18 protein-coding genes and 4 pseudogenes are annotated in these 25684 nt (G+C 56.7%); 20 read left to right on the plus strand and 2 right to left on the minus strand.

Annotated features, from left to right (window positions below; genetic code table 11):
- The first annotated feature begins 72 nt into the window (after positions 1-72).
- The 15 genes and pseudogenes from DM480_RS17335 to DM480_RS18630 all read left to right on the plus strand — a co-directional run bounded on the left by DM480_RS17335 (position 73) and on the right by DM480_RS18630 (position 18555).
- Positions 73-829: pseudogene (locus tag DM480_RS17335) on the plus strand (IS5 family transposase).
- 33 nt (positions 830-862) lie between these two features.
- Positions 863-1858 carry an IS110 family transposase gene (locus DM480_RS17340; RefSeq protein WP_115381845.1) on the plus strand — a complete coding sequence of 332 codons (996 nt, stop codon included), beginning with the start codon at positions 863-865 and terminating at the stop codon, positions 1856-1858.
- 537 nt (positions 1859-2395) lie between these two features.
- Entirely contained in the window at positions 2396-3460 is a 1065-nt protein-coding gene (gene gmd / locus DM480_RS17345; RefSeq protein ID WP_115381846.1) for a GDP-mannose 4,6-dehydratase, read from the plus strand.
- An 84-nt stretch (positions 3461-3544) separates the two neighbouring features.
- A complete protein-coding gene (gene fcl / locus DM480_RS17350; protein ID WP_115381848.1) occupies positions 3545-4477 on the plus strand; it encodes a GDP-L-fucose synthase in 933 nt (310 codons plus the stop codon).
- 4 nt (positions 4478-4481) lie between these two features.
- Positions 4482-5732, plus strand: coding sequence for a WcaI family glycosyltransferase (locus tag DM480_RS17355; RefSeq protein WP_115381850.1), 1251 nt, complete (start codon positions 4482-4484; stop codon positions 5730-5732).
- Positions 5733-5811: 79 nt separating this feature from the next.
- Positions 5812-7176: an O-antigen ligase family protein gene (locus tag DM480_RS17360; RefSeq protein WP_115381852.1), complete on the plus strand. Its 1365-nt coding sequence runs from the start codon at positions 5812-5814 to the stop codon at positions 7174-7176.
- Between the two features lie 90 nt (positions 7177-7266).
- On the plus strand, positions 7267-7962 hold the full coding sequence (locus tag DM480_RS17365; RefSeq protein ID WP_232834246.1) for a polysaccharide biosynthesis/export family protein: 696 nt from the start codon (positions 7267-7269) through the stop codon (positions 7960-7962).
- 39 nt (positions 7963-8001) lie between these two features.
- The gene (locus DM480_RS17370) at positions 8002-10230 is read left to right on the plus strand and encodes a GumC family protein (protein ID WP_115381856.1); all 2229 of its coding nucleotides are present in this window, start codon (positions 8002-8004) and stop codon (positions 10228-10230) included.
- A gap of 61 nt (positions 10231-10291) precedes the next feature.
- Positions 10292-11485, plus strand: a complete 1194-nt coding sequence (locus DM480_RS18015; RefSeq protein WP_125471602.1) for a hypothetical protein — start codon at positions 10292-10294, stop codon at positions 11483-11485.
- 37 nt (positions 11486-11522) lie between these two features.
- The gene (locus tag DM480_RS18020; RefSeq protein WP_125471604.1) at positions 11523-12506 is read left to right on the plus strand and encodes a hypothetical protein; all 984 of its coding nucleotides are present in this window, start codon (positions 11523-11525) and stop codon (positions 12504-12506) included.
- Positions 12503-13714, plus strand: coding sequence for a glycosyltransferase (locus DM480_RS17375; RefSeq protein WP_115381858.1), 1212 nt, complete (start codon positions 12503-12505; stop codon positions 13712-13714). Before DM480_RS18020 ends, DM480_RS17375 begins: the two co-directional genes overlap by 4 nt.
- The gene (locus DM480_RS17380) at positions 13711-14520 is read left to right on the plus strand and encodes a glycosyltransferase family 2 protein (protein ID WP_115381860.1); all 810 of its coding nucleotides are present in this window, start codon (positions 13711-13713) and stop codon (positions 14518-14520) included. The genes DM480_RS17375 and DM480_RS17380 overlap by 4 nt, the downstream gene beginning before the upstream one ends.
- Positions 14517-15755 (plus strand): hypothetical protein, encoded by a 1239-nt coding sequence (locus tag DM480_RS18025; protein WP_125471606.1) that lies wholly within the window; start codon positions 14517-14519, stop codon positions 15753-15755. The genes DM480_RS17380 and DM480_RS18025 overlap by 4 nt, the downstream gene beginning before the upstream one ends.
- A 401-nt stretch (positions 15756-16156) precedes the next feature.
- Positions 16157-16720: pseudogene (locus DM480_RS18360) on the plus strand (transposase); the annotation flags it as partial.
- 407 nt (positions 16721-17127) lie between these two features.
- A complete protein-coding gene (locus DM480_RS18630; RefSeq protein ID WP_115381866.1) occupies positions 17128-18555 on the plus strand; it encodes a sugar transferase in 1428 nt (475 codons plus the stop codon).
- Between the two features lie 9 nt (positions 18556-18564).
- Here DM480_RS18630 and DM480_RS17400 read toward each other — a convergent pair.
- Positions 18565-19037 (minus strand): annotated as a pseudogene (locus DM480_RS17400) (IS5 family transposase); the annotation flags it as partial.
- A gap of 86 nt (positions 19038-19123) precedes the next feature.
- Between DM480_RS17400 and tnpA the strand changes: the two are divergent.
- The 3 genes and pseudogenes from tnpA to tnpC all read left to right on the plus strand — a co-directional run.
- Positions 19124-19501 carry an IS66-like element accessory protein TnpA gene (tnpA, locus tag DM480_RS17405; RefSeq protein ID WP_056439051.1) on the plus strand — a complete coding sequence of 126 codons (378 nt, stop codon included), beginning with the start codon at positions 19124-19126 and terminating at the stop codon, positions 19499-19501.
- Positions 19498-19845 (plus strand): IS66 family insertion sequence element accessory protein TnpB, encoded by a 348-nt coding sequence (gene tnpB / locus DM480_RS17410; RefSeq protein ID WP_076711207.1) that lies wholly within the window; start codon positions 19498-19500, stop codon positions 19843-19845. Before tnpA ends, tnpB begins: the two co-directional genes overlap by 4 nt.
- Positions 19846-19956: 111 nt before the next feature.
- Positions 19957-20670, plus strand: a pseudogene (gene tnpC / locus DM480_RS17415) (IS66 family transposase); the annotation flags it as partial.
- Between the two features lie 65 nt (positions 20671-20735).
- Here tnpC and DM480_RS17420 read toward each other — a convergent pair.
- Positions 20736-23597, minus strand: coding sequence for a Tn3 family transposase (locus tag DM480_RS17420; protein WP_115381868.1), 2862 nt, complete (start codon positions 23595-23597; stop codon positions 20736-20738).
- 125 nt (positions 23598-23722) lie between these two features.
- Here DM480_RS17420 and DM480_RS17425 point away from each other — a divergent pair, with 125 nt between their 5' ends.
- Together DM480_RS17425 and DM480_RS17430 are read left to right on the plus strand one after the other, a co-directional pair.
- Positions 23723-24343: a recombinase family protein gene (locus tag DM480_RS17425; protein ID WP_115381670.1), complete on the plus strand. Its 621-nt coding sequence runs from the start codon at positions 23723-23725 to the stop codon at positions 24341-24343.
- Between the two features lie 76 nt (positions 24344-24419).
- A complete protein-coding gene (locus DM480_RS17430; protein ID WP_125471587.1) occupies positions 24420-25667 on the plus strand; it encodes a hypothetical protein in 1248 nt (415 codons plus the stop codon).
- Positions 25668-25684: the final 17 nt, after the last annotated feature.

The following is a 25684-nucleotide window of genomic DNA, read 5'->3' on the forward strand; positions in this document are numbered from 1 at the left end:
ACACCTCCACTCTGGCACGTCGATGCCGTCGGGGAGCGTCCACCCCATCAGTTATGGCTGACGGACGATCAGATGGAGCGGCTGCGGCCGTTCTTTCGCAAGAGCCGTGGCAAGCCTCGGGTGGATGACCTGCGGGTGCTGAGCGGCATCGTCTTCGTCAACCGCAACGGGCTGCGCTGGCGAGATGCTCCGAGCGCTTATGGCCCCCATAAGACGCTGTACAATCGGTGGAAGCGCTGGGGCGAGCGAGGCGTGTTCACGCGCATGATGGAGGGGCTGGCTGCGGGCAATGCCGAACCCAAGACCGTCGTGATCGACGCGACCTACTTGAAGGCGCACCGCACGGCTTCGAGCTTGCGGGTAAAAAAGGGGATTTCGGGCGCCTGATCGGACGCACCAAAGGTGGCATGAACACCAAGCTCCATGCCGTCGCCGATGCAAACGGACGCCCCTTGAACTTCTTCATGACCGCCGGGCAAATCAGCGACTACACTGGCGCGGCAGCGCTGCTGGACGAGCGCCAGAAGCGCAGTGGCTGCTCGGCGACCGCGGCTACGACGCGGATTGGTTCAGGGACGCTCTTCAGGCCAAGGGCATCCAGCCCCGAATCCCGGGCCGGCGATCACGCAATAAGCCGGTCAAATACGACAAGCGCCGCTACCGGCGCCGCAGCCACATTGAGATCATGTTCGGCTGCCTCAAGGACTTCCGCCGCATTGCCACCCGCTACGATAAGCTCGCTGCCAACTTCCTCTCAGGCGCCGCTCTCGCCACCGCCTTGGCATTTTGGTCATCGTGTAATTTGTGGCTGCTTCCCCGGGCCGACTGAGCGGCGCACCTTCTGGTTGTCGGACCTGAAGGTATGAAGCACTATGCCGGAATAGACCTGTCGATGGAAACGTCGCACGTCTGCATTGTCGATGCCGAAGGGCGCAAGGTCGCAGCGCAACGCGTGGACAGCACGCCGGAAGCGATCGCCACGCTTCTGCCCGTGGACCGCGTGGTGATCGAGACCGACCGGATGACGCCATGGGTTGCGCGTGGCCTGCACGAGCTGGGCGTCGCGATCGTGTGCATCGATGCGCGCCAGGCCCACCGGAGCCTCAAGGTGATGAAGGCGAACAAGACTGATCCGCATGATGCGGCGGGCCTCGCACAGTTGGCCCGGACCGGCTTCTACAAGGAGGTGCACGTCAAATCACCGACGTCGCATGGGGTGCGCTCGGTGATCACCGCCCGCACGCATCTGGTCGAAGCACGTGTCCGGCTTGACAACACCATCCGCGGCCTCTGCGCCACCTTCGGGATCAGGCCGGGGACTGGCCAGGGCGAGCGGTTCCTCGCGCAGGTGCAGGCCGCCATCGCCATCCCGGGTCTCGGTGAGGCGGTGGCCTCGCTGCTCCGGGCGCGGAACGGCCTGGTTGACGAGATCCGTCGGATGGATCGCGAGCTCAAGGCGATCAGCATCGCCTCTCCGGCCTGTCAGGCCCTGATGACCATCCTGGGCATCGGCGTGCAGACCTCGGCTGCGTTCGCTGCCGCCATCGATGAGGCGGGCCGGTTCAAGCGGTCGCGCACGGCTGGTGCCTACTGTGGCCTCGTCCCGCGTCGGCACCAGTCTGGCGAACTCGACTGGACGGGCCGGATCACCAAGCATGGCGACGGCACCGTCCGCACGCTGCTCTACGAAGCGGCCAACTCGATCCTGACGCGCACGCGCCAGACCTTCGCACTGAAGACCTGGGCGCTGAAGACCGTCAAGCGACGCGGTCTCAAGAAGGCCCAGGTCGCGCTCGCCCGTCGCCTCGCCGTCATCATGCACGCCATGTTGCGCGAGGGCACCTTGCTCGAGGCCTGAAAAGAGGTAAGCTCCCCTCGCCAGCGGTAATGCTCTCCAGCTGACCCGATGGCGGTGTCCCGCGAAGGAACGCAAGGACGGACGATCTGCGAAGGTTATCAGATGAGCTGCCAAGCCCGCTTCGAGGCAGTGCAACGTTCGGCCTTGTGAGACCCGATACAGCACCACCGACCGACAGGCCGCGAGTGCGGACAGATCCTTGAGGCCCTCAAGGGACAACCGCCGAGCGGACGCAAATTACAGATCCTGACCCTGAAAGGCTCGCTAGCCGGCTTAGCACGTTCGCCTGATAACATGAGATGCGCGGATATCGGGGGGCCGCCCTAATGGCACATGATCCCGATCGACAGCGACGCAATACCATTGCACGCCCACAGTCCGCCGGTATATCGATCGGATCAGATTACCTCGCACGCCTGCGGAAATACGTATCCTCATCCTGTTAACTTAATGCGTTCGATCGCCTCCCATTGTACGGTGAAAAACCGCTTACAGTAGAGATGCTATGTCGATAGCAGTGAAGAAGGTTTGCCTGCAATGAAAAAGAATGTTGCGCTCATCACCGGCGTTACCGGTCAAGATGGCGCGTATCTTGCTCAAATGCTCCTCGAGAAGGGTTACGAAGTTCATGGTGTAAAAAGACGCTCATCTTCATTCAACACGGGCCGTATCGAGGATATTTATCAAGATCCTCACAGCGAGCACTCGCGCTTTCATCTCCATTATGGAGACATGACCGACAGCACAAACTTGATACGCATAATACAGCAAACCAAGCCGACGGAAATTTACAACCTTGCCGCGCAAAGTCACGTCGCCGTGAGCTTCGAAACGCCGGAATATACGGCAAACTCGGACGCACTAGGCGCACTTCGTCTACTCGAAGCTATCCGTATCTTGGGTATGGTCGAAACCTGTCGCTTTTACCAAGCTTCGACATCCGAACTTTATGGTCTTGTGCAAGAAGTGCCGCAGCGTGAAACTACGCCGTTCTACCCTCGCTCACCATACGCAGCCGCCAAACTATATGCCTATTGGATCGTCGTAAACTATCGTGAAGCCTATGGCATGCATGCCTCCAACGGTATCCTGTTCAATCACGAAAGCCCGCTACGCGGCGAAACGTTTGTAACGCGGAAAATTACCCGTGCAGCGGCCGCGATCTCGCTCAATCGTCAAGACAAGTTGTTTCTGGGCAATCTCGACGCCAAGCGCGATTGGGGCCATGCTCGCGAATATGTCCGCGGTATGTGGTTGATGTTGCAGCAGGATAAGGCCGATGACTATGTTCTCGCTACGGGCGAAACCACGCCGGTACGAACGTTCGTCGAATGGGCATTCGAAGACGTTGGCCTGAAGTTACGCTGGGAAGGCACCGGAGCCGATGAAAAAGGCTATTGCAGCGAAACCGGGCGCTGCCTGGTCGAAATCGATCCTCGGTATTTCCGTCCCACAGAAGTCGAATTGCTTATCGGTGATCCAACCAAGGCTTATAACCAGCTTGGCTGGCGCCATGAAACCTCGGTTCGTGATCTGTGTAGGGAGATGGTCCGAAACGACCTCATCCTGATGCGCGATGCACCGATCGGCAAGGGTGCCTGACCAGCCTTCTTCTGAATTCCCCGACGGCATCGGTCCCGTCGGGGGAATTACTCGTGCTGATGCCGAAAGGGAAAGTTTTAGACGATGTGGGATTTTACGGGTAAACGCGTGTGGGTCGCTGGACATCGTGGCATGCTCGGTGGAGCGATTTCCCGTCGGCTGGCGTCAGAACAATGCGACGTGGTCACAGTCGCTCGCGATGAACTTGACCTGATGGATCAGCGCGCTGTTCGCCAATGGCTGGCGACTGCTAAGATCGACGGTATCTTTGTTGCCGCCGCCAAGGTCGGTGGCATTCTGGCAAACGCCACCTATCCAGTCGATTTCCTTTATAACAATCTAATGATCGAAGCAAATATCATCGAAGCAGCCCATCGTGCCGATGTAAATCGCCTTTGCTTCCTTGGTTCATCTTGCATTTACCCGAAGTTCGCGGAACAACCTATCGTTGAAGAAAGCCTCCTCACCGGTTCGCTCGAACCTACAAACGAAGCTTATGCGATCGCTAAAATCGCCGGAATCAAGCTGGCCGAAGCCTATCGCAAGCAATATGCTCGCGACTATATTTCAGCTATGCCTACTAATCTATACGGTCCCGGCGATAATTTCGATCTTAATTCCAGTCACGTTCTTCCTGCGCTGATCAGAAAGGCTCATGAGGCGAAGACAAATCGTGATGCTAAAATGATGATATGGGGAACTGGGTCACCCATGAGAGAATTCATGTTTGTCGATGACTGCGCCGACGCATGTATCTTTCTAATGAAAAATTATTCTGCTAATATGCACATTAACGTCGGATCTGGTGAAGATATAACAATCTACGACGTTGCACGACTGGTCTGCAACGTCGTTGGGTTCACCGGTGAAATCGAGCGCGACATCACGAAGCCTGATGGTACCCCCCGGAAGTTGATGTCAGCGGAAAAACTGCGTGCCATGGGTTGGGCGCCAAAAGTAGATTTGTCTACCGGCGTCGCTGCCACATACGAGTGGTTCCTAGCCAATAAGCTCTGACGATATGCGAATCCTTTTTTTCGGACTCAACTTTGAACCGGAACCTATTGGTATAGGTCCCTATTCGACCGGCCTGTGTCGAGGTTTGGAGGAGCGTGGCCACAGTGTAACCGCGATTACCGGGAAGCCTTATTATCCAAACTGGAGAAAACCCGAAGGCACCTCAGCTGGGTGGACCCGGGACACGATAGCAGAGATCAATATCATACGTTGTCCGCTTTATGTCCCAGAGAACCCGTCTGGCAAATCACGCTTGCTCCATCATGCGTCTTTCGCTATTTCGGCGAGCGCGCCGATGGTAGCAATGGCCCGCCGCTTTCAACCCGATCTGGTATTTTCGGTGGCCCCCTCGCTCGCCTCAGCACCAGTTGGCCGGTTGGCCGCGAAAATCGCCGGCGCCATGAGTTGGCTGCATGTCCAAGATTTTGAGGTAGAGGCGGCGTTCAAGACCGGTCTGCTCGACCCTACATCTGGTGTTGGCGGGGCTGTGCGTAAGGTAGAACGACGCCTGCTTGATGGGTTCGACGTATATAGCAGCATCAGTCGCGAGATGTGTGATCGATTAGCTCAGAGCGGTGTCGCGCCAGATCGCATCGTCGAATTTCGTAATTGGGCAAATGTGCTGCCTACAGTATCAAATAATACTCTTCGCAACGCATGGAACGTTACGACTCCGCATGTAGCATTATACTCCGGAAATATTGCCAATAAGCAAGGTGTAGAAATCATTGTCGAAGCCGCTAAAAGACTGCGCGAACGACGCGACTTGACGTTCATTGTCTGTGGAAATGGCCCATATCGTGCAAATCTGATTGCTCTGGCTGAAGGATTGCCCAATATCCAATTTCATGACCTGCAGCCGACGGAACGCCTCCACGAACTTCTCGCGCTGGCTACCGTCCATCTGCTTCCGCAGAAAGCAGAGGCCGTCGGTCTTGTGCTACCCTCGAAACTGACCAATATGCTTGCTTCAGGCCGTCCAGTAGTGGTGACGGCACCGCAGGACTCCAGCCTTGCGCACGAAGTGGAAGGGTGTGGTATTGCGACACCACCCGGAGATGGGGCTTCATTTGCGACAGCCATTTCGACAATTATAGATGATCATCAGATGTGTAAGGATATGGGCGCTCGCGCGATAAAGCGCGTCCGAGAACGCTGGCATCGCGAAACCATCCTGGATCGGGTCGAACATGAAATGGAAGTCCGGCTTGAAGCCCGCCGGGCATCCAGAATCGAATGTCTCCTTGAGCCGTGACCCAAGGTAGCACAACTACCCAACTTCTGTTCACTGGCTGCATTTATCTTCTCGGCGCAGTTTTATAAGAAGATTATGGATGTCCAGAACATTGACCCGTTCCAGTGTGTCGTTTTTGTTCTTTTGCCTATTCCTTGGCCTTTGTGCCATTGGTGGAGGATCGTCTTGGCCCCAGTCTGCATCCCTACTCTATCTTCGTCCGGCCGCAATTATTGCAGCATGTGTCCCGATCGCGATCAGGACCGTGCGCTGGGACGAAGTGCGGCCCGTTCTTCTTTCTTTGATCGCAGCTGCCATTGTAACAGCACTTCAACTGGTTCCCCTTCCTCCCGGAATCTGGCAAGCTCTTCCTGGTCATGCGCCATATAGTGCGGCAGGTGTTCTGATCGGACAGCCTAATATCTGGCGGCCTATCTCAGTTAGCCCGGACCAAACTTGGAATGCCTTGATTGCGTTAGGAGTTCCTCTGTCCGCAGTCATTGGCTTTGCAGGAATTAGGGTTTCTGAGCAAAATCGACTTGTTCCAGCTTTAATTCTTATTTCTTTGGCAAGCGGATTCCTAGGAGTCCTGCAGATCATTGGCGGCGAGCAGAGCATTGCTTACTTTCATGCCCATGCCTCGCGCGATTTGCCGGTAGGCCTATTCACCAACCACAATCATCAGGCACTGATGCTGGTTCTAACGTTTCCTTTACTCGGGACGTGGGCCACGATCTCATCACTAGGTGGGCATCGCTCCACGACAAGGCGACTAATGATCGCCGGTGGACTTGTACCGATTATCCTCCCGCTGATTCTGATTACGGGATCGCGCGCCGGCAGCGCCCTTGCGCTACCGGCCTTGATACTTGGAATACTCCTATCGCCGATGCGACTGTCATGGCGTGACAGACGCGCCTGGATAGTAATATTGGGCTCGATCGTCGTTGTTAGCTTGCTGATAATAGTAACAGTGGTTTCCGGTCGCGCCGTAGCGCTTGCTCGTCTCGCGGGTATGGTGGGTTCAGAATCCGATCTTCGATTACGAGCGCTGCCGACAATACTCACGATCACCCGCGATTTTTTTCCATTTGGCTTCGGCCTTGGCGCGTTCGATCCGGTCTTTCGTCAGTATGAGCCCGACGTACTGCTCAAACTAACCTTCTACAATCACGCCCATAGCGATCCGCTGGAGGTATTGATGGCAGGAGGTATCGCAGCTTTCGCCGTCCTTATCGTTTTTTTCGCATGGTGGGTCCGCACAGCTTGGCTGCTGGTGGCGGCCTCTGAGGGCCAATCTGACGTGGCATACGGCCGGCTCGGGGTTGCGACCACCACGTTGCTGATGATCGCTAGCGTGATCGACTATCCGTTACGTACACCGCTCTTGGGCGTCGTTATGGTGATTGGACTGGGATGGATGGCTCGGTGGCGCTCAATCTCCGATCGTCAGCCGCCCCGTTAACGTTGCCACCTTCCGGGCCTTACGCTAACACGCTTCAGGATAGACGCCCCTTAATGTGTAGCTTGGATTGTGCCCCTCATGAGAATCAGGATGCTTTCTGCGATCGTGGGATCGCTGATCCTGTCCGCCTGTTCCAGTGGAGATCGCTTGGTCGGAAGGCCAGGGATGCAGGTTTTGCAGCAGACTGCACTTCCTGAACCGACGCGCCAAGATTTGATCCTTGAGCGTCGCGCGTACGTTATCGGACCTCTCGATAAACTAACCGTTGATGTCTATGGTGTGGAGGAGCTTACGCGCAGCGTTCAGGTTGATGCTAGCGGCGAGATCGCTTTGCCGCTCATCGGCACGGTCACTGCAGCCGGCAAGACGCCTCTTGAATTGGCCGACATGGTCAGCGCAAAGCTTAAGGCACGCTATGTTCGCAACCCTCAGGTCACTGTCAGCGTAGACACCGGTGCCCAGACGGTCGCAATTGACGGTCAGGTCAACACGCCTGGGTTGTATCCTGTAGTCGGCCGCATGACTTTGATGCGAGCGATAGCCTCAGCCAAAGGATTGGCGGATTTTGCGCAGCCATCTTACGTCGTCGTCTATAGGCGTGTAAACAATCAGGAGATGGCAGCTCTTTACGATTTGCGAGCAATTCGGAATGGAGCCTATGCTGACCCTGACATATTTGCCAATGATATCGTCTATGTCGGTGAGGACAGCAAACGCAGGGTGTTCGAAAAGGTAATATCAAGCGGTGTTCTTCTTGCTGCCCCACTGGTTACCCTTATCAGATAATCTAGTTCGTCGCAGACGCAACGCCGGCAAAGGCACTATATGATACCTATTCCATCACAACGCGCCGAACCGGCAATGACACCTGATATGACGCTGCGCGGACCCGAGTTCGACGCATCGGCGATCCGCAACGGTGCGGTTTCTATCATCACAATGGTGATATCGACAATTCGCCGGCGGAGATGGGTGATCTTGGGTGCAATCGGCGGCTCGATCCTCCTTGGCATCTTGCTTACAATCCTGATGACTCCACGGTTTACGGCGTCTGCGACGCTAGAAATTCAGCGTGAAACTGGATCATTCGTCAACGTACAAGGTGTACAACAAAAGGATAGTGCGGTCGATCAGGAGTTCTACAATACTCAGTATGGACTACTTCAGTCCCAGACTCTTGCGGAGCGAGTTGCGGCCGATCTTGGTTTGTCGGAATCACCCGATTTTTTCAGAACCGTATCAATTAAATCTAATCAATGGTTTGATAGCGCAGGTCGACCATTGCCGGCGATGCGTCGTGCGCGCGTCAAGGCTGCGGGGTCGGCTCTACTCAAGAGTTTCGCCGTTTCTCCTCTGAGGCTGTCGCGACTTGTCACAATTTCTTTCACCTATCCCGATCCCGCAATGGCGAAGCGGGTAATCGATACCTGGTCTTCGGATTTCGTGAAGCTGACGCTCGAGCGCCGTTTCGAAATGACGTCTTATGCACGCCAGTTTCTTGAAGGACGGATTAAGCAATTGCGTCAGCGCATCGATCAAGGTCAGCGCGACCTCGTGGACTATGCATCGCGTGAGGGAATCATCAATGTTCCGGTTACCTCGAATAGCGGTGGAAATAACGGCAGCGTGTCCGTGACCGAGAGGTCGCTGGTAGCTGGCAACCTGACTATGCTGAACGACGAGTTAAATAAGGCTATAGCACAACGCGTCGAAGCAGAAAGTCGCCTAAACGCACCTGGTGGATCGGTTCAGGAAGCCCTTCAGAACGGCGCAATCTCCACCCTGCGTCAGCGGCGGACGGAACTGTCTGCCGAGTACGCACGGCTGATGGTTCAATTCGAGCCCAATTATCCCCCGGCAATGGCAGTACGCCGGCAGATCGAGCAATTGGATGCCGCGATCACGCGGGAGGAAAATCGTGTAGGTTCGTCACTCGAACAGGAATACAAGGCAGCTGCGAGGCGTGAGCAGGACCTCAAAGCGCAAGTCGCACAACTCAAGACTGATTTTCTCGATCAAAGACGTCGCGGGGTTGAATACAACGTCATTCAACGTGATTTAGATACCAATCAGCAACTCTATGACGGTCTATTGCAACGGTATAAGGAAATTGGTATTGCTGGAGGGGTAGGAGCAAACAATATCGTTGTAGTTGACCCTGCATCGGTACCACAAAGTCCCTCCAGTCCCAACCTTCTTCTTAATTTATTGGCCGCTACTTTATTAGGTGTTATCCTTGGTGGTGGCTTAGCTTTTGTATTGGAGCAGATCGACCAAGGTTTATCGGATCCAGGCGAAGTGAATGCCTACTTCGGAATCCCGCTTCTCGGGGCCATCCCGAAGGTTGAAACCAACGCTCTGGAGGCTTTGAGCGACAGGAAATCGTCCTTGTCGGAAGCCTATTTGTCGCTTCAGACTAATTTGGCGTTCTCCACCAGTCATGGCGTTCCGCGCAGCCTCGCCGTCACAAGCAGCCGTCCTGCAGAGGGCAAAAGCACTACGGCGAACGCCCTTGCGCGTTCGCTTGCCCGTTCGGTCGGCCGGGTTCTTTTGATCGACGCCGACATGCGCTCGCCTTCAGTCCACCATCAACTCGGCATCGAAAACCGACGTGGTCTTAGCAACTATCTGTCGGGTGACGATGACGTAACCAGCATGATCTATAACACTGTCTATCCTGGCATGGATGTCATCACAGCTGGTCCCCATCCGCCCAGCGCACCCGACCTTCTTACCGGAAGCAGATTGGATAATCTTATTAACCAACTTCTTGAAATCTATCAGTGTGTGGTTTTTGATATTCCGCCAGTAATGGGCTTGGCGGATGCCCCCCTCATCAGTAGCCGTGTCGAAGGTATAATCTTCGTGATTGAGGCGCACTCGACGCAGAAGGCTATGGCCAGGGTTGCGCTTCAGCGTCTGGCGGCCGCACATGCGACGATCAAGGGTGCCGTGCTCACCAAGTTCAATTCGAAACGCGCGCACTATGGCTATGGCTATGACTATGGCTATGGCTATGGCTATGGTCAGGAGGACAAAGCGCCTGACGCGTAACGAACCAGGACAGATGATGACATCACGAAGAGTACGATCGATTGATCCCATACGGGTTGTCTTGGTCGTGATCGGCGGTCTGGCACTGTGCTGGCTGTCAATCGCAGTTACGATGTCGAACGTTGCCACTGGGGCGTCGCCGCTGCTGGCACTCCGCGTGTGGCCTTGGTCGTCGAGCGCCGCGTCGGCGCTCGCCGAACAGGATATTGTAACTGCTACGGCGCGTTCGCAGGAGGAAGCTCGATACTACGCCAGTGATGCGCTGGCTCGTTCACCGGTCGATGCGCGAGCAGCAAGAGTATTGGGATTGTTCGACGCACTTCGTGCCCGTAACCGCGCTGCACAATTCGCTTTTTACTATGCTCAGCGGCTGTCTCGGCGTGATCTTCCAACTCAAATGTGGCTTATCGAGCAATCGGTAGATCAGAATGATATTCCGTCGGCACTAAGCCATTATCATATAGCCATGCGAACTTCGCAGACATCTCGGGCTATTTTGATTCCCGTGCTGGCCGATGCCGCAGAGAACCCTGCAGTTGCGAAGCCGCTCGCACAGCTGTTACGCCAGCGGCCAAATTGGTGGCTTGATTTCTACGACTCGGCTGTTCCGAAGATATCATCGCCTATATCGCTTGCTCTCATAGTTTCCGCACTACATTTCAATCCTGCCGATCCACTCGAAGGTGCTCGACTTCGACAAGGTATGCAGCGCCTTGTCGCGCTCGACGCGGTGGATGCGGCATATCATATTTACCGAAAAGCGTTCGTGGCTCAAAATCAGGCAGCAGTATTAATTCGAAATGGTGGTTTCGAAAGCGGAGTGGGGCTTCCGCCATTTGACTGGCAGTTTTCCGACAGTCCTGATCATCAAGGTATTATAGAACCCCGCGACGGCAGCCATGGATCAGCTGCACTCTCTATTGCCGGTACATCATCGGGTGAAGTCGCACGGGAGCTACTCATGTTACCTCCCGGACAGTACAAGCTGTCATTCTTGATTGGTGCAGTGCGCGGTGATGCCACGCAACATCCCGACGCCATGATCGTTTGCTTGAGAGGCGCCGAAATTCTGGCATTTCGATTTCCGGCCACGCCCACACCTCAGGTTATCACCAAGACCCTCGGCATTCCTGACAAAGCGTGTCGTACACAATGGCTTATAATCTCCAGCAATGGTAGCAGCGAAGTATCAGACCCGCCCTGGATCGACGACATTACAATTCGTGCTGTCGGCAGGTCAGTAGGGCGGTCGTGAATCCTAAGCCAATGCCTATAGCGAAAAACTCGAAATTATGACGAAAGTCTTCAAACAATCGATTGTCTATCCCGCTCTGGGTGGCATCTGCGACCTAGGCTTCGTGCGCATCGGCGGTCCTGGTCTAGCAAATATGCTACTGTCTTGGGCTAGAGCGCTCGTTGCGGCCGATAGGCTTGGCTTGGTAATGATCGAACCTGGTTGGCTGTCGATCAAGATCGGCCCACTGATCAGGCGTGAAAAAGACCGCCGAAGCTATGCTGGTTTGTTCCGGCGCGACGGGCATGCGATAACTGGGATAGCTAAATTGGCTGCTCTACTTCGGCCATATGCAACAGTCGAAAAATTCGCCGATCCCACATTCCTTATGCCGCCCAAAAAACCAACGCGGTTTGAGCCTCTCCCTCACGTCATTGCACCTGATTATTTCAATGGCCTGTTTGACTATCACGATTTAATAACGTCGCGTTTAATTGAAATTATCGCAACGCAGCATTTACGACAAATTCTCGCAACTGAACCTGCCGACGTCGCGGTTCATGTTCGACTAGGCGACTTCTCGGAGGCGGCGCCTGGCGCGCCGATCACAGCCAACACTAGATTGCCGTTGTCTTGGTTTGCTGATCGCATTGCCAAAATGCGTAGTAGCCTTCCCTCTTCAATTACGGTCAAGGTCTTCAGCGACGGAACCCCCGATCAATTGAGCGCGCTTCTCGAAATTGATGGCGTAAGCCTGAGCGATGGCCAGAATGCCATAGTCGATATGTTCAGCATGGCGCGAAGCCGCATGCTGATCGCATCGGCATCGACATACAGCATGTGGGCCTCTTTTCTTGGCAAGATGCCCTCACTGTGGCACCCAAATGGCGGGCTTATTCAAGCCTTCCCTTCATCGGATTGGATTCAAGTCGAAAGCGCTTTTGGATCTGAACTGCCCGCTACGTTTATCGGCGGGTTTAGAGCCGGGCAGCCGTCGCATCTGGATGCACTTCTCCAAGCGCGTGGTGGTATGCTCCCATGAAGGTTTTGAGCATAAATATCCGCGCCACCCAAGGGGGGGCGGGCCGCGTAGGCTATGATTTGCACCGCCGTCTGATCGCGGCCGGCATCGATAGTCGCATTCTTTATGGTTACGCTTCTGGCATTCGGCCCGACCCCGCAGTCGCCGACGATCCGTCGATCGTGATGATAGGGTCTCGCGGAGTGGTCCTGACCAACTACGCAGCCCATATAATGATCGGGCAAGAGATTCTGACACCGTCTCGACGCATCCTGCACGAGGAGATCGCGCGAGCCGACATAGTACATCTGCACGCTCCGCATCACTGGTATCTACACTGGCATGGTTTCACCGCGGAAATAGCAGCCATGGGCAAACCGCTGATAATCACAGCGCATGACTGGTGGCTTGTGTCAGGCCGCTGTGGATTCGTCCGAGACTGCTCAGGCTGGACCAGGGCTTGCGGCGAATGTGGCAAGCGCCGCTTCGAGGATCTGCCGGCGCTGGTGGATCGCTCGGCAATCGTCCGCCGCAATCGTCAACGGGACCTTCGTCGCATCACCACGCCTCTAGCCATCGTCTGCCCGTCTAAGCACCTGCAAACCGATCACCGCAGGATATATCCTGATTTGACAGTCGAATATATTCCCAATGCCCTCGATCTGGAATTCGAGGAAACGCTCGCTCTTACGGATCTCAAAAAGAGACGACATGGTCACGTTTTCTGTGCATCCGATTTGAATTCACCCGGAAAGATTGACTCCGCCTTGGTGCGCAAGCTTGCTGCTCGTAAGGGGCGGGATATCCGGCTCGTCGGCCGAAACAGTCCGTTTACCGATTTAAACGTCACACTTGAGGGTGAGGTTCGTAGTAGAAAGCAATTAGCTCAAATTTTTGCAAGTGCTCGCAGCTTACTTTTTACGTCACAAATGGATAACGCGCCATTAACAATCATTGAGGCGCTATCGACGGGTTGCTACGTCGTTGCCTATCCATCACCTGCAGCAGCCGAAATGTTGGCAATGGTAGGTGGTCGATGCGCTGCTTCTCCAAGTGAAGCCGAGACACTGGTTTTAGAATCTAGAGAGTCCGAACTATACGGGGGTATCTCTCCCGATAAACTTGCCGAACGCGCACGCCATCTGTTTTCTGGAAATCAATTACTCGAGCGATATTCCGCGTTATACACTAAACTCATCGTCGATGCGAAAGGTATGCTAAAGGCATGACCGCCGTCTTCAAACCAGAAGATATGGGCGCCGCTGTCGCGCCCAATCCTTTTGTTTCAATTGTAACGGTCGTTCGCAACGACGAGGAAGGTTTATTACAAACACGCCGTTCGATAAAAATACAAACTTGCCATGATTTCGAATGGATCATAATAGACGGCGCTTCAACTGATCGAACCGGCGAAATCGTAGCAAATTTGTTGAACTTAGGCGAGGCACGCGGCATTAGCGAACGTGATAACGGAATTTATGACGCCATGAACAAAGGCTTGGTCATGGCACGTGGGGCATATGTGCTCTTTTTGAATGCGGGCGATGTCATGCACTCCAACCGGGCGCTTGCAGACGCGCGCGCTCGTATTATAGAATCTAACATAGATATCGCGTTTTTTGGCTCGATCATGATGACAGGTCGTAGATCAATCCCTCGACCTGCTAGAAATCCCCGTTATTTATGGCATGGCCAACCTGGATTACACCAGGCAACCTTCTTTAATCGGCGTCTACATCAACAAATCCTGTTCGACCCCACCTTTCGAGTTTGTGGCGATTATGATGTTCTTGCCAGATTCAAATCAAAATCGGCAATAATGCGCAGTTTTCCAGAAGTTTTTAGTATAAATAAGTTTGATAGTGTTTCTACGTCGGGCAAAATGAAAATCCGACTAATGAGAGAGGCGCTTTCTGTTCAAAGAAAAGTTTTAAAGCTTTCGCCTTTAGTCATTGGTGCAAGTGTTGTTATGCGAGGGTTCAATTCTCTCGTTTTAAAAATAATTACGAGGTATGACGATCGGATGAAAAAATGAGTAACTCATCAATTACTCGCAATAAAACACTTTCGTCGTCTTTTATTTATAAAGAAAATGCGCTTGTTTTTTTTCTTTCGGCTGTTGCCATAATCTTTCTTTACGCCAAGGTGGCTGCTTTCAACAGATATGCGATTACTATTGGTGGTATATTTTGCCCCATAGCATTTATATTATCGCTGAGGCGGTTCTTATTAAATCCATTTGTCATTATGTCTTCCGCTTTTTTTATTATTTGGCCATTGATCGTGATGGTCGGATGCACGGTCTTTCAATCCTCTCTTACTCCTGAATTTAATCAATTTATTGCATCGTATTCTCTTTGGGCAATATCCGTCTTATTAATATCAATGGCCTTCTTAACAAGAAAACCCATGGGCTTTTCTGAAACTTTTGTTATAAATATTATAATACTGTTTTTTGCTACACTTCAGTGGCTGGGAACTTCTATTTTTAATACTTATATTGGATATGATATTGTTCAGCCTTTGTTGGGGTCAGATCTATTTAATAGTTATCTTAACATTGAAGATATTGATAAGGCGAGAGCCATTGGTACCTACTATGAGCCGTCTATGTGTGGTCGCGTAATTGGTACGTTATGTCTGATAGATGTCATTAGAACCAAAAAAGTTGCTCGAAATTTACTTATTGTTTTAATAGGATTAGCTGCGACCAAGTCTCTTGGGTTAATAATCCTTGTTGCCGTCTTGGGCGTTGTTCTTTTGGGGAGAAATGTGAAGGAGCTCGTTTCGCTGGTGTTGGCTGGTCTTGTACTTTTCTCAATACAAGGGGCGCTAGTGTCGCAACGATTAGTGACGCAGGCAGGTGATCAATACTCATCTACGTACCGCAGAATAATAGCACCTATTGAAACCTTAGGGTTTGCCGCAATTCATTATCCTTTGGGTATTCCTATTGGAAGTGCTGAATTGTTAGCTGAAAGAACGGGCTACGCTGTAGAAACAGGCGAATCTAAGATAACTAATGGAACTTATGAATTTATTACTTATTTTGGCCTTTTAGGAATATTGGTGCTGGCGTCGGTTTTGTTTTCGAGCTTTACGCTCGTTGCATATGGTGAACGGGAGTATGCTGCGTGCATCTTATATATTGGAATGTCTACCGCTTTGTCAGGAAGCTTTTTATCTATTGAATCTTCACTGCTTACTTACTTTTTCATTTCGTCCTGCATCTCGGCACGCGAAATTCGCAAAACGAGGAACGACGTCTAGAGTTTGAGTTCATTGGTACTTTGAGGATTGGTAGTTTTCCTGATTCATTGACGCGCGGATCGGGAAGATGGAGACATGGCGCTGTTCTGGTTGGCGGATGAAGCGTAGCGGCGACCGACTCGCATTTACCGAAAACCAGCCCGGCGCGACAGGTAGATGATCGGCGCCTATTTCCGCGTTCCACCCTGCTGGTGGTGGTGCGGGCGAGGGGGCGCCAGCCGTCGGGAGCGCAAGCAGATCGCCTCTTCGGCCCCGAAGTATCCTGCGCTATGCGCATGCTTGGGCGCCGCCAGGGCCGCAGCCTCCAGCCGCTGATGGCGGAGGCGGTCAACGATGTGCTGCGCAAGCCCGGTGAAAGCCCGATTGGGGATTGGGTGAATTATATCCGCGCTATCAACCGATTGGCTGACGTGACCCAAGTCTTTCATCCAGCCGCAACTAGAGACCGGCTCTCGAAGACGGGCGCGTCGGTGACGGAGCTGTGCCATAGGCGCGGGATGTCGAGCGCGATCTACTGCGCGTGGAAAGCGAAGTTCGGCGGCCGGGAGGTGTCTGACGCGAAGCGGCTACGGGCGTTGGAAGAGGAAAACGCGCGGCTCAAGCGACAGTTCGCGGACATGATGCTCGACATCGCAGAATTGAAAGACCTGTCAAAAAATGGTGACGCCCGCCGGGGCGGATCCCACCAGCATGGGGTATCGCTCGTGCCGGCGGATGATGGCGACCTGCGGTCGCGGCTTTGTGAACTGGTGTGGGAGCGCTGACGGTTCGGCTATATGCGGCTGCACATCCTGCTCCGCCGGAATGGCGTCACGATCAACCGCAAGAAGATCCAACGGCTCTATTGTGAGGAGGGATTGACGGTCAGGCGTCGAAAGGGACGAAGGTGTGCCGTTGTCGCGCAGGCACCTGTACCGGTGTCGGCACTTCCCAATCAGCGCTGGAGCTTGGACTTCGGCCACGAGTTGACCGATCTTGCGGCAGCACTCGTCGTTGGGCTACGCCACTTCAGCAGCGCTCGCTGTCCCAACACCGTCAAGGCATTCAAATCGCCTGCTTTAAAGCGATCGCCTATTTGCAAGGTTTTATTCCTCGCGAAGACGCGAACTCGCTGAGACGGCCTATACCCGCGCAACCCCGACCGCGATTGAGAAAGCGCTTTCACTGCTGACCTTCGACAAACGACGGATGGAGGATCGGCGCAGGGGCTATTTCTTAAGCCCTGTTTGATAGAAACCTGTTTACCGTTTACGCCCGTCATCAGCCAAGATCGCTGGTCACAGTTGGGACTGGATTGAGCTAATCGGCCATACCAGCTAGGTGTCTGACGCCTTCCGTGATCGGAAGGTTCCTAGCACGTCAGGTGTGGGGCATGTTGAATAACGTTGATCCGATCGACCGGCGTTTTTCTTTATCTAGGCCATTGATGACGTCATCTGATACCTCTCCGTCGAAGACACCTTGGCGCCCACGCAGCGCCTTGCTGCAGTTCCGGGCGGTGGCTTATCTGCTGTGCAGCGACATGGTAGCAATCTTTGTTGGCTTCCTGCTTGCGGCCTTGGCGCGCCATTCCGTTTTTGGCGATACGAACTGGCTGGTCTTCGCTCTCGTTCTGATGCCGCTTTATGTACTTATCGCCTCGAATTCAGACGCTTATGATGCGGAGAATTTGCAGGATCCATTTCGGGCAATAAGACGCAGCTTACAATCGTTGGCGCTGGCAGTCGGCAGCGTCATTCTCATCATCTTCTATTTAAAATCTGGCACGGCCTTCCCTCGTCTGACGATCGGTATCGGCTCGGGGCTGGCAACCGTGTTTCTCGGGATCACCCGCTACGGCTTTATCCGCCATCTCAGCTGGATCGTCGGTGGCAATCCATTCAGTTCGATCCTCTTGTGCGATCGCGGTGCTCCTATACCGTCGGGCGATTTCTCCATGATCATGGCGGCTGAGTCCTATTTCGATCCCGACCGGCACGACCCACACATGTACGACCGTCTCGCCACGCTGGTGGCGAGCGTAGACCGAGTCGTGGTGACTTGCGCACCAGAACACCGGCTGGCTTGGGCGAAGGCGCTACGTGGCGCCAATGTCCAAAGTGAGATCATCGTACCAGAACTTGCCCAACTGGGCCCTCTTGGCTTGGGTCCTTATCGAGACGTCCCGTCAATCATTGTCGCGGCGGGGCCGCTCAATCTGACCGACCGGATTGTCAAGCGCTTGTTCGACATCGCGGTGGCGTCGGCCGCCCTGTTGTGCCTGCTGCCGCTGCTGGTCCTCACTGCGATAACAGTGCGCATGAACAGCCCTGGACCAATCCTGTTCAAGCAGGTGCGTATCGGCCGCGGCAATCAGATGTTCCAGATGCTCAAGTTCCGCTCGATGTACGTTCAGCAGTTAGACGGCGCCGGCCATCGTTCCGCCTCTCGCGACGACGACCGAATCACCAAGGTCGGGCGGATCATTCGCAAGACCAGCATCGACGAGCTACCGCAGCTGATCAACGTGCTGAAAGGGGACATGAGCATCGTCGGACCGCGTCCGCATGCTCTGGGTTCTCGCGCGGCAGACAAGCTCTTTTGGGAAGTCGATCAGCGTTATTGGGATCGTCATGCTGCCAAGCCAGGTCTCACCGGTCTTGCCCAGGTTCGCGGCTTTCGCGGGGCTACGTTGGTAGAGGCCGATCTCAGAAACCGTCTTCAGGCCGATCTTGAGTATCTCGAGAATTGGTCGATCTGGCGCGATCTTAAGATTATCTTTCTGACAGTACGTGTGATCCTGCATCGCAACGCATTCTAGGCTCAGGACTCATTGGTTGATCCAGAAGATGACGGTTGCAGCGAGAGCGATGGCGGACATGAAGGCGTGAGCGCATCGGTCGTAGCGGGTGTGGATGCGTCGCCAGTCCTTGAGGCGGCCGAACATGTTCTCGATCCTGTGGCGACGCCGGTAGAGGACGGCATCATGCGGGATCGGTGCCTTGCGGCCTTTGCGTGACGGGATGCAGGCGGCAGCGCCGCGTGCGGCGAGCGCCTGACGGAACCAGTCGGCATCGTAGCCGCGATCGGCGAGCAGCACCGGGGCGGGTGGCATCGCCTCGAACATGAGGGCCGCGCCCTTGTAGTCGCTCATCTGCCCTTCGGTGAGCAGCATGACGCGCGGGCGACCACGATCATCGCAGACGGCGTGCAGCTTAGAGTTCAGGCCGCCCCTGGTGCGTCCGATACATCGGGGAAGAGCCCCTTTTTGAGCAGGCTGGCCGCCGTCCGGTGCGCTTTCAGAGTAAGCGTCCGGTCTTCTCCACCTTGCTGACGAGGTGATGCGCAAGCCACAGGTTCGGCACTGTGGCAGACACCGGTGCGGCATCATGGCGACGCGAATTATCGAGATGGTTGGGCCTGAACCGCGCCGGCGGTTCAGCGAAGATGACAAGGCGCGGATCGTGTCGGAGGCGATGATGCCGGGTGCCAGCGTGCTGGAGGTGGCGCGGCGACACCGGGTGTGCACGTCGCTGGTGTATCGCTGGCGACGCACGCTGCTGCGCGACGGGGTGGCGAGCGAAGCATTGCCGTTGCCGGGGCCGGCATTCATTCCGGTCGAGGTGGCGGGCGCGCCCATGGTGCCGCATTCGGAGCCGCTCGGACCGGGTGTGGTGGAAGTGGTCGGCCCGGCCGGGCAACGCATCCGCCTGGCACCTCCCATCGACGCGCGGGTGCTCAAGACCGTGCTGGCGGGGTTTGCTTGATCGGGCCGCCGGGCGGTGTCCGGGTGTATCTGGCGGCCGGGGTCACGGACATGCGCAAGGGCTTCGACGGGCTGGCCGCGCTGGTACAGCAGCGGCTGCGCCAGGATCCGTTTGGCGGTGCGGTGTACGCCTTCCGGGGCAAGCGTGGCGATCTGGTCAAGCTGCTGTGGTGGGATGGTCAGGGTCTCGTGCTCCATGCCAAGCGTCTGGAGCGGGGCCGGTTCACCTGGCCGGCGACCGCGGACGGCGTCGCGGTGCTGACCCCGGCGCAGCTGTCGATGCTGCTCGAAGGGGTGGACTGGCGGCATCCGATCCGGTCCTCGCAGCCGACCTTGGCCTGGTAAAAAGTACGGTTTCCTGCGGCTTTCGCGTGTATCGGCACGGGGGTTCTGGTATAAGCGGGCGTGTCGCCCGATGCCGCCTCGCTGCCCGACGATATCGCCCTTCTGAAGGCCATGCTCATTGCTGCCGGCGCCGAGCTGGAGCAGTTGCGGATGCAGGTCGCGCGGCTGCGGCGCATGGCCTTCGGCCGTTCGTCGGAGAAGCTGACGCACCAGGCTGACCAGCTGGAACTCGGGCTGGAAGAGCGCGAGGCGGAAGCCGCCACTGCGGCGATGCCGGTGGTCACCCGGACACGGGAGACCGCCAGGCCGTATCGACAGCCGCTGCCCGATCATCTGCCCCGCACCGAGGTCGTGCATGAGGCACCGTGCGTCTGCCCCGACTGCGGTGGTGCCATGCGGCGCATGGGCGAGGACGTTACGGAACAGCTCGACTATGTGCCCGCCTCGTTCCGGGTCGTGCGCCACGTCCGGCCGCGGCTCAGCTGCCGGTCATGCGAGCGCATAGTGCAGGCGCCGTTGCCGTCCATGCCCATCGAGCGCGGTCGACCCGGTGCGGGGCTGCTCGCCCATGTGCTGGTGTCCAAATACGCCAACCATCTGCCGCTCTACCGCCAGTCGGGCATCTATGCTCGCCAGGGCGTCGACCTTGCCCGCTCCACGCTCGCCGACTGGGTCGGGCGCTCGGCCGCGCTCCTCGGCCCCTTGGTCGACGCGCTCGAGCGCCACGTCATGGGCGGCGCGACCCTCCATGCCGACGACACGCCGGTGCCGGTACTGGCCCCTGGTGCCGGTCGCACCAGGACGGGCAGGCTGTGGACCTATGTAGGGGGCGTTTGCGGTGGGGGGCGAAATCCTACGCTCATGACTTGCCACCGAGACGCTGGCCGAGTTTATCTTCGCTGCCAGGAAGCCAGCGTCGCATGACCATGGGCGAGGAGGTCAGGCGGGACGACGACGATCCCGTCCACAGCGCGGCTGTCGACGACCTCCCCAAGTTTCATGGTGTTCCAGAAGATGATGATGGCGGCGAGCAGGTTCATGCCGGCGATGCGATAGTGCTGCCCTTCGGCGGATCGATCCCGGATTTCACCTCGGCGGTGGAAACTGATGGCGCGCTTGAGGGCATGATGGGCCTCGCCCTTGTTGAGTCCGATCTGAGCCTGGCGCTGGAGGCTGGCATCGAGAATCCAGTCGATCATGAACAGGGTCCGCTCGATGCGCCCGACCTCCCGCAATGCGAGGGCCAGTTCATTCTGGCGCGGGTAAGAGGCGAGCTTGCGAAGAATCTGGCTAGGCGCGACGATCCCCGCTGCGATCGTCGCCATGACGCGCAGGATGTCGGGCCAGTTGCGTTCGATCAGCGGTTCATTGATCTTGCCACCGACTAGCGCTCGCACATTGGCAGGCGTCGCATTGGGCGTGAAGGCATAGAATCTTTTCTGAGGTAGATCGCGGATACGCGGTGCGAACCTGTAGCCGAGCAAGGCGCAGGCGGCGAACACATGATCGGTGAAGCCGCCCGTGTCGGCAAAATGCTGGCGGACGTGGCGGCCCGCGTCATTCATGAGCAGCCCGTCTAGGATGTAGGGCGCCTCGCTGACCGTTGCCGGGATCACCTGGGTTGCGAAGGGAGCATATTGATCGGACACATGGCTGTATCCCTTGAGACCCGGGACGTTGCCATATTTCGCGTTGATCAGATTCATCGCCTCGCCCTGCTCGGTAGCAAGGAAGAACTGCCCGTCGCTGGATGCCGATTGTCCTTGTCCCCAAAAGGCGGCCATGGGCAGGGCGGCGTGGGCCTCCACGATCATGGCGAGCGCGCGATCATAGGCGCTGCCTTCGACATACCAGCGCGCAATCCGCAGCAATTCCCAGAAACTGTGTGTGTTGGTCGCCGCCGCCATCTTGCGCAGTCCGAGATTGACGCCCTCCGCAAGAAGCACGTTCATCAGGCCGATCCGGTCACTGCAGGGCGCGCCGGTGCGTAGATGCGTGAACGCCTCGGAAAACCCGGTTCGCTCGTCGACTTCCAGCAGCAGATCGGTGATCCTCGCGGGCGGAAGCTGCTGATAGAGATCGAGCACGAGATCCTCGGCACCTTCGGGCGTGTCGGCCTTCAGCTTGTCGATGTGCAGCTTGCCGTTCTCGATGATGCCACCTGGGATCGTTCCGGTTCGCGCTGCGCGGCCTAGCTCCTTCAACCGTGTATCCAGTCGTGCCCTGCGCTCGGCCAGCCATTCGCCAGGTCGTAGCGGCACGGCGAGCCGCGCAGTCTGCTCTATCGCCTGTGGCGGGACCAGAATCTGCTTGAGGTCGCCATAGCGGCGCGATCCCGCCAGCCATATGTCGCCCGACCGGAAGGCGTCGCGGATGTGAAACAGCACTGCGATTTCCCAAAGCCGGTAGTCACCGGCGGGCTCAGCGCGAAGATGACGATGCCATTTGGAGTTAGGGCGCAGAAAATCCATCGGAGGATCGGCCTTGATCCCGCTTCGCAGCAGCGCGACAGCCGCCAGAAGAGGCTTGGCGATCGGCGCCGCCTGCATGTCGAGCAGGCGCAGCATCCTTGGCGCGTAGAGGCGGAAGCGATGATAGCCGTCGAGAACGCGGCTGAGCGGACCTGCCGCGAGCACGTTGGTCAGCGCGGAGGCCGTGTCGACAAGGGTTCTGAACCGTTCCCAGCCAGGCCCGGTGGCGATTATCCCGTCCAGGGCCGCACCATCGTCCTGTGCCCCTAGCAATGCGCCACCGATTTCGGCAAAGGACTTCAGCGTGTCCCGAACGGCCGCCTTTTCGTCGGCGATCCTGGTGCTGCAAAGGCGTTCGGAGGCCCGATAGAGACGGCCCACGATGCGGTCGTGGGTCTCCACGACGACATCGGCCAGCGAAGACCGCCATTCCAGGGTGCAGACAGCGAGGATCGCAAGCCGCCTGCTTTCGGGTAGATCGCGCATACCGTCGGCGTAATAGCGCTCGCCCTGTCGGCGAAGTCGGGTCACACGATGCGCGGGCACGCCTTCCAGCAAATCCGCCGGAAGATCGAACCTTTGAAGATATTCCAGTCGATCCATCAGCCGGTTGGCGGCTGCTGAATTTGCGCCAACCTCGAACTGTCGCAGCCATACGAAGCGGGTGACACGACCATCCACCGTATCCTCCAACAGGTGAGCCAAATTCCCACTCAGGGCTGGCGTGATGCGATGGGCGATACGATCTTCAATCCGGCGTTCCGCCTCGACCAGCGCATCGGCGCAAAGGCGCTCGATCGTCGAGGAGCCGGGAAGGATCGTGCGGGTGCGGCGACACTCCGCCACGAAACGACCGGCAAGATCTTCGTTCGATGTCGCCGCCTCGGCTTCCCGAGCGATCCATTCGCGCAAATCCCGTGCGCCCCGCCCCGAAAAGGAGCGATAGCCGTAGATTCGGCGCAGGTCCGCCAGATGTTCGTGCCGGGTCTCCTCGCGCGCGGCATAGAGGAGTAGATCGTCGCTGGTCAGCCCGAGCTGGGCCGCAATGAAATCCGATACCTGCGCCGGGATCAGCTCGCCAGGAGCGAGCACCCGGCCCGGGTAGCGCAGGACGCACAGTTGCAGCGCGAAGCCGAAACGGTTGTGGGCGCGCCGACGCTGGCGGATATGCCCGAGATCCTCATCGCTGAGGGTATAGTGCCGCAGCAGCTCACCTTGATCGACCGGCAAATGAAACAGCGCCTCGCGCTGTCGATCGGTCAGGGTCACGCGACGCGGCATAGATGCTCCTTATTCTCTCCGATGCGAGGTTTGAGATAGCTTGATTGCGATGCTGGTTGAGATACACAATAGCGCAATCTTATGTGCTCATGTTCGTCACCGCCTCAAACCTTCGTTTGTGATCCATGTTGATCGGCTACGCCCGTGTCTCCAAAGCTGATGGCTCGCAGTCCCTCGACCTGCAGCACGACGCCCTTCGCGCCGCCGGTGTCGAGCCAGGCAATATCTATGATGATCGTGCATCTGGTAGCCGTGATGATCGCCCCGGTCTTGCCGCCTGCCTCAAATCGTTGCGCGACGGCGACGTCCTGATTGTCTGGAAGCTCGATCGGCTCGGCCGAACGCTCACGCATCTGGTCAGCACGGTCCAGAGCCTGTCGGATCGCAGTATCGGTTTGAGGGTGCTCACCGGCAAGGGCGCGCAGATCGACACCACGACGCCATCGGGTCGCATGGTGTTCGGCATCTTCGCCACACTGGCGGAGTTCGAACGGGATATGATCCGCGAGCGCACCATGGCTGGCCTTGCCGCCGCCCGCGCGCGGGGCCGCAAAGGCGGCCGCAAGTTCGCCCTTTCCAAAGCTCAGGTGCGCCTCGCCCAGGCCGCCATGGCCCAGCGCGACACGTCCGTCTCAGATCTATGCAAGGAACTCGGGATCGAGCGCGTCACCCTCTATCGCTATGTCGGTCCCAAAGGCGAACTCAGGGACTACGGAAAGCGCGTCCTAGGGCTTGTCGCAAGCTGATGCGTATGGGGCGAATGATACCTCAGCGAACGGGCTTTGTAAGGCCCGCTGATCTGTCTGCTGAATAGGGTGAGCAATGGCCAGAAATTTTCTCTTCAATTCGCTTGCTGCGCTGGCGCTTGTGTCAGCCACACCCACCCTGGCTCAATCGGCTGACCCAGCGGGCAAACCGTTCGATGCAACTGTGGCATGGGCTTCGTTCACGAAGTTGCTGCACGAGGAATACGGCTATTTTGACCGTCCCGGTGTCGACGGCGATGCCATCCTTTCCGCGTTCGAACAGCGAGCAAAGGCAGCCCGATCCGACAAGGACTTCATCGACGTACTCCAGCTTGTATCCCACAATTTCGCAGACCCGCATTTCATTGTCGGTCCGTTCGATCGCGATGACTGGGCAATCATCCCCACATCGTCAGACCTGTTCGGGATCTACGACGGCACAACCTTTCGGATCGAGGATGTGCGGGCAGGCGGCGATGCGATGGCCAAGGGTGTGACATCAGGCGTGACTGTGCTCAGGATCGATGGTCAAACGCCTCGTGCCGCTATTGAGCAAATCACTGGGCGGCCATTTACAGCGCTGAGCACTCCTCAGATCGGGTTCGCGTTCAACGTGGCGTTGGCAGGCCATCGTCGGCGGGCTCGCACGTTGGAAATACTGGAGGCCAGGCAGCGACGGACCTTCGCTTTGGCGGCGACCTCGGATCAGGCCAATCGGGTTGCGGACGGACCTCTCCTGGATGTCGAGCGAGACGGAGCACTCGGTATTATCCGCATCAATAATTCGCTCGGCGACCAAGCTTTGATCGTGCAGTTCGCACAAGCACTGGAGTCCCTTAACGACACCACCACCCTGCTGATCGACCTTCGCAATACACCCAGTGGGGGTAACACCAGCGTCGCCCGTGGCATCATGGGGCATTTCGTGGATCACGATCGACCCTACCAGATGCACGTCATTCCTTACGAAACGAGGGTGCTCGGGCCGACACGTAAATTCGTCGAATTCGTCGCGCCCTATGGCATTCGCTATCCTGGGAAAGTCTATGTTGCCGGCGGGCGGTGGACCGGCAGCATGGGCGAGGGATTGATGATCGGTTTCGACGCGATCGGCGCCACCACCGTTGGCAGCGATCTGGCCCATCTTCTTGGTGCATTGAGCAACGAAACGATCGAAGGCTCAGCCGCCAAGGTAGATCTCGGCACAGAGCAATTGTTCACCGTAACAGGGCTCCCGCGTGAGGCTTACCATCCTCAAATCCTTATCCAGCGAGCCGAACGCGATAATGCGCATGACCCTGTGCTGACAGCAATCGGGCGATGACGCGCAAGCGGGCTTAG

This window comes from Sphingomonas sp. FARSPH, assembly GCF_003355005.1.
In the GTDB taxonomy this organism is placed as follows: domain Bacteria; phylum Pseudomonadota; class Alphaproteobacteria; order Sphingomonadales; family Sphingomonadaceae; genus Sphingomonas.

What these genes read in the sequence shown, in the direction of transcription:
- DM480_RS18025 (WP_125471606.1), top strand. Translation starts at nt 14,517, where the DNA reads ATGAGTAACTCATCAATTACTCGCAATAAAACACTTTCGTCGTCTTTT.
- fcl (WP_115381848.1), top strand. Translation starts at nt 3,545, where the DNA reads ATGTGGGATTTTACGGGTAAACGCGTGTGGGTCGCTGGACATCGTGGC.
- DM480_RS17360 (WP_115381852.1), top strand. Translation starts at nt 5,812, where the DNA reads ATGTCCAGAACATTGACCCGTTCCAGTGTGTCGTTTTTGTTCTTTTGC.
- DM480_RS17375 (WP_115381858.1), top strand. Translation starts at nt 12,503, where the DNA reads ATGAAGGTTTTGAGCATAAATATCCGCGCCACCCAAGGGGGGGCGGGC.
- gmd (WP_115381846.1), top strand. Translation starts at nt 2,396, where the DNA reads ATGAAAAAGAATGTTGCGCTCATCACCGGCGTTACCGGTCAAGATGGC.
- DM480_RS17370 (WP_115381856.1), top strand. Translation starts at nt 8,002, where the DNA reads ATGATACCTATTCCATCACAACGCGCCGAACCGGCAATGACACCTGAT.
- tnpA (WP_056439051.1), top strand. Translation starts at nt 19,124, where the DNA reads ATGGCGACGCGAATTATCGAGATGGTTGGGCCTGAACCGCGCCGGCGG.
- DM480_RS17420 (WP_115381868.1), bottom strand. Translation starts at nt 23,597, where the DNA reads ATGCCGCGTCGCGTGACCCTGACCGATCGACAGCGCGAGGCGCTGTTT.
- DM480_RS17380 (WP_115381860.1), top strand. Translation starts at nt 13,711, where the DNA reads ATGACCGCCGTCTTCAAACCAGAAGATATGGGCGCCGCTGTCGCGCCC.
- DM480_RS18630 (WP_115381866.1), top strand. Translation starts at nt 17,128, where the DNA reads ATGTTGAATAACGTTGATCCGATCGACCGGCGTTTTTCTTTATCTAGG.
- DM480_RS17425 (WP_115381670.1), top strand. Translation starts at nt 23,723, where the DNA reads ATGTTGATCGGCTACGCCCGTGTCTCCAAAGCTGATGGCTCGCAGTCC.
- DM480_RS17430 (WP_125471587.1), top strand. Translation starts at nt 24,420, where the DNA reads ATGGCCAGAAATTTTCTCTTCAATTCGCTTGCTGCGCTGGCGCTTGTG.
- DM480_RS18020 (WP_125471604.1), top strand. Translation starts at nt 11,523, where the DNA reads ATGACGAAAGTCTTCAAACAATCGATTGTCTATCCCGCTCTGGGTGGC.
- DM480_RS17355 (WP_115381850.1), top strand. Translation starts at nt 4,482, where the DNA reads ATGCGAATCCTTTTTTTCGGACTCAACTTTGAACCGGAACCTATTGGT.
- DM480_RS17365 (WP_232834246.1), top strand. Translation starts at nt 7,267, where the DNA reads ATGCTTTCTGCGATCGTGGGATCGCTGATCCTGTCCGCCTGTTCCAGT.
- DM480_RS17340 (WP_115381845.1), top strand. Translation starts at nt 863, where the DNA reads ATGAAGCACTATGCCGGAATAGACCTGTCGATGGAAACGTCGCACGTC.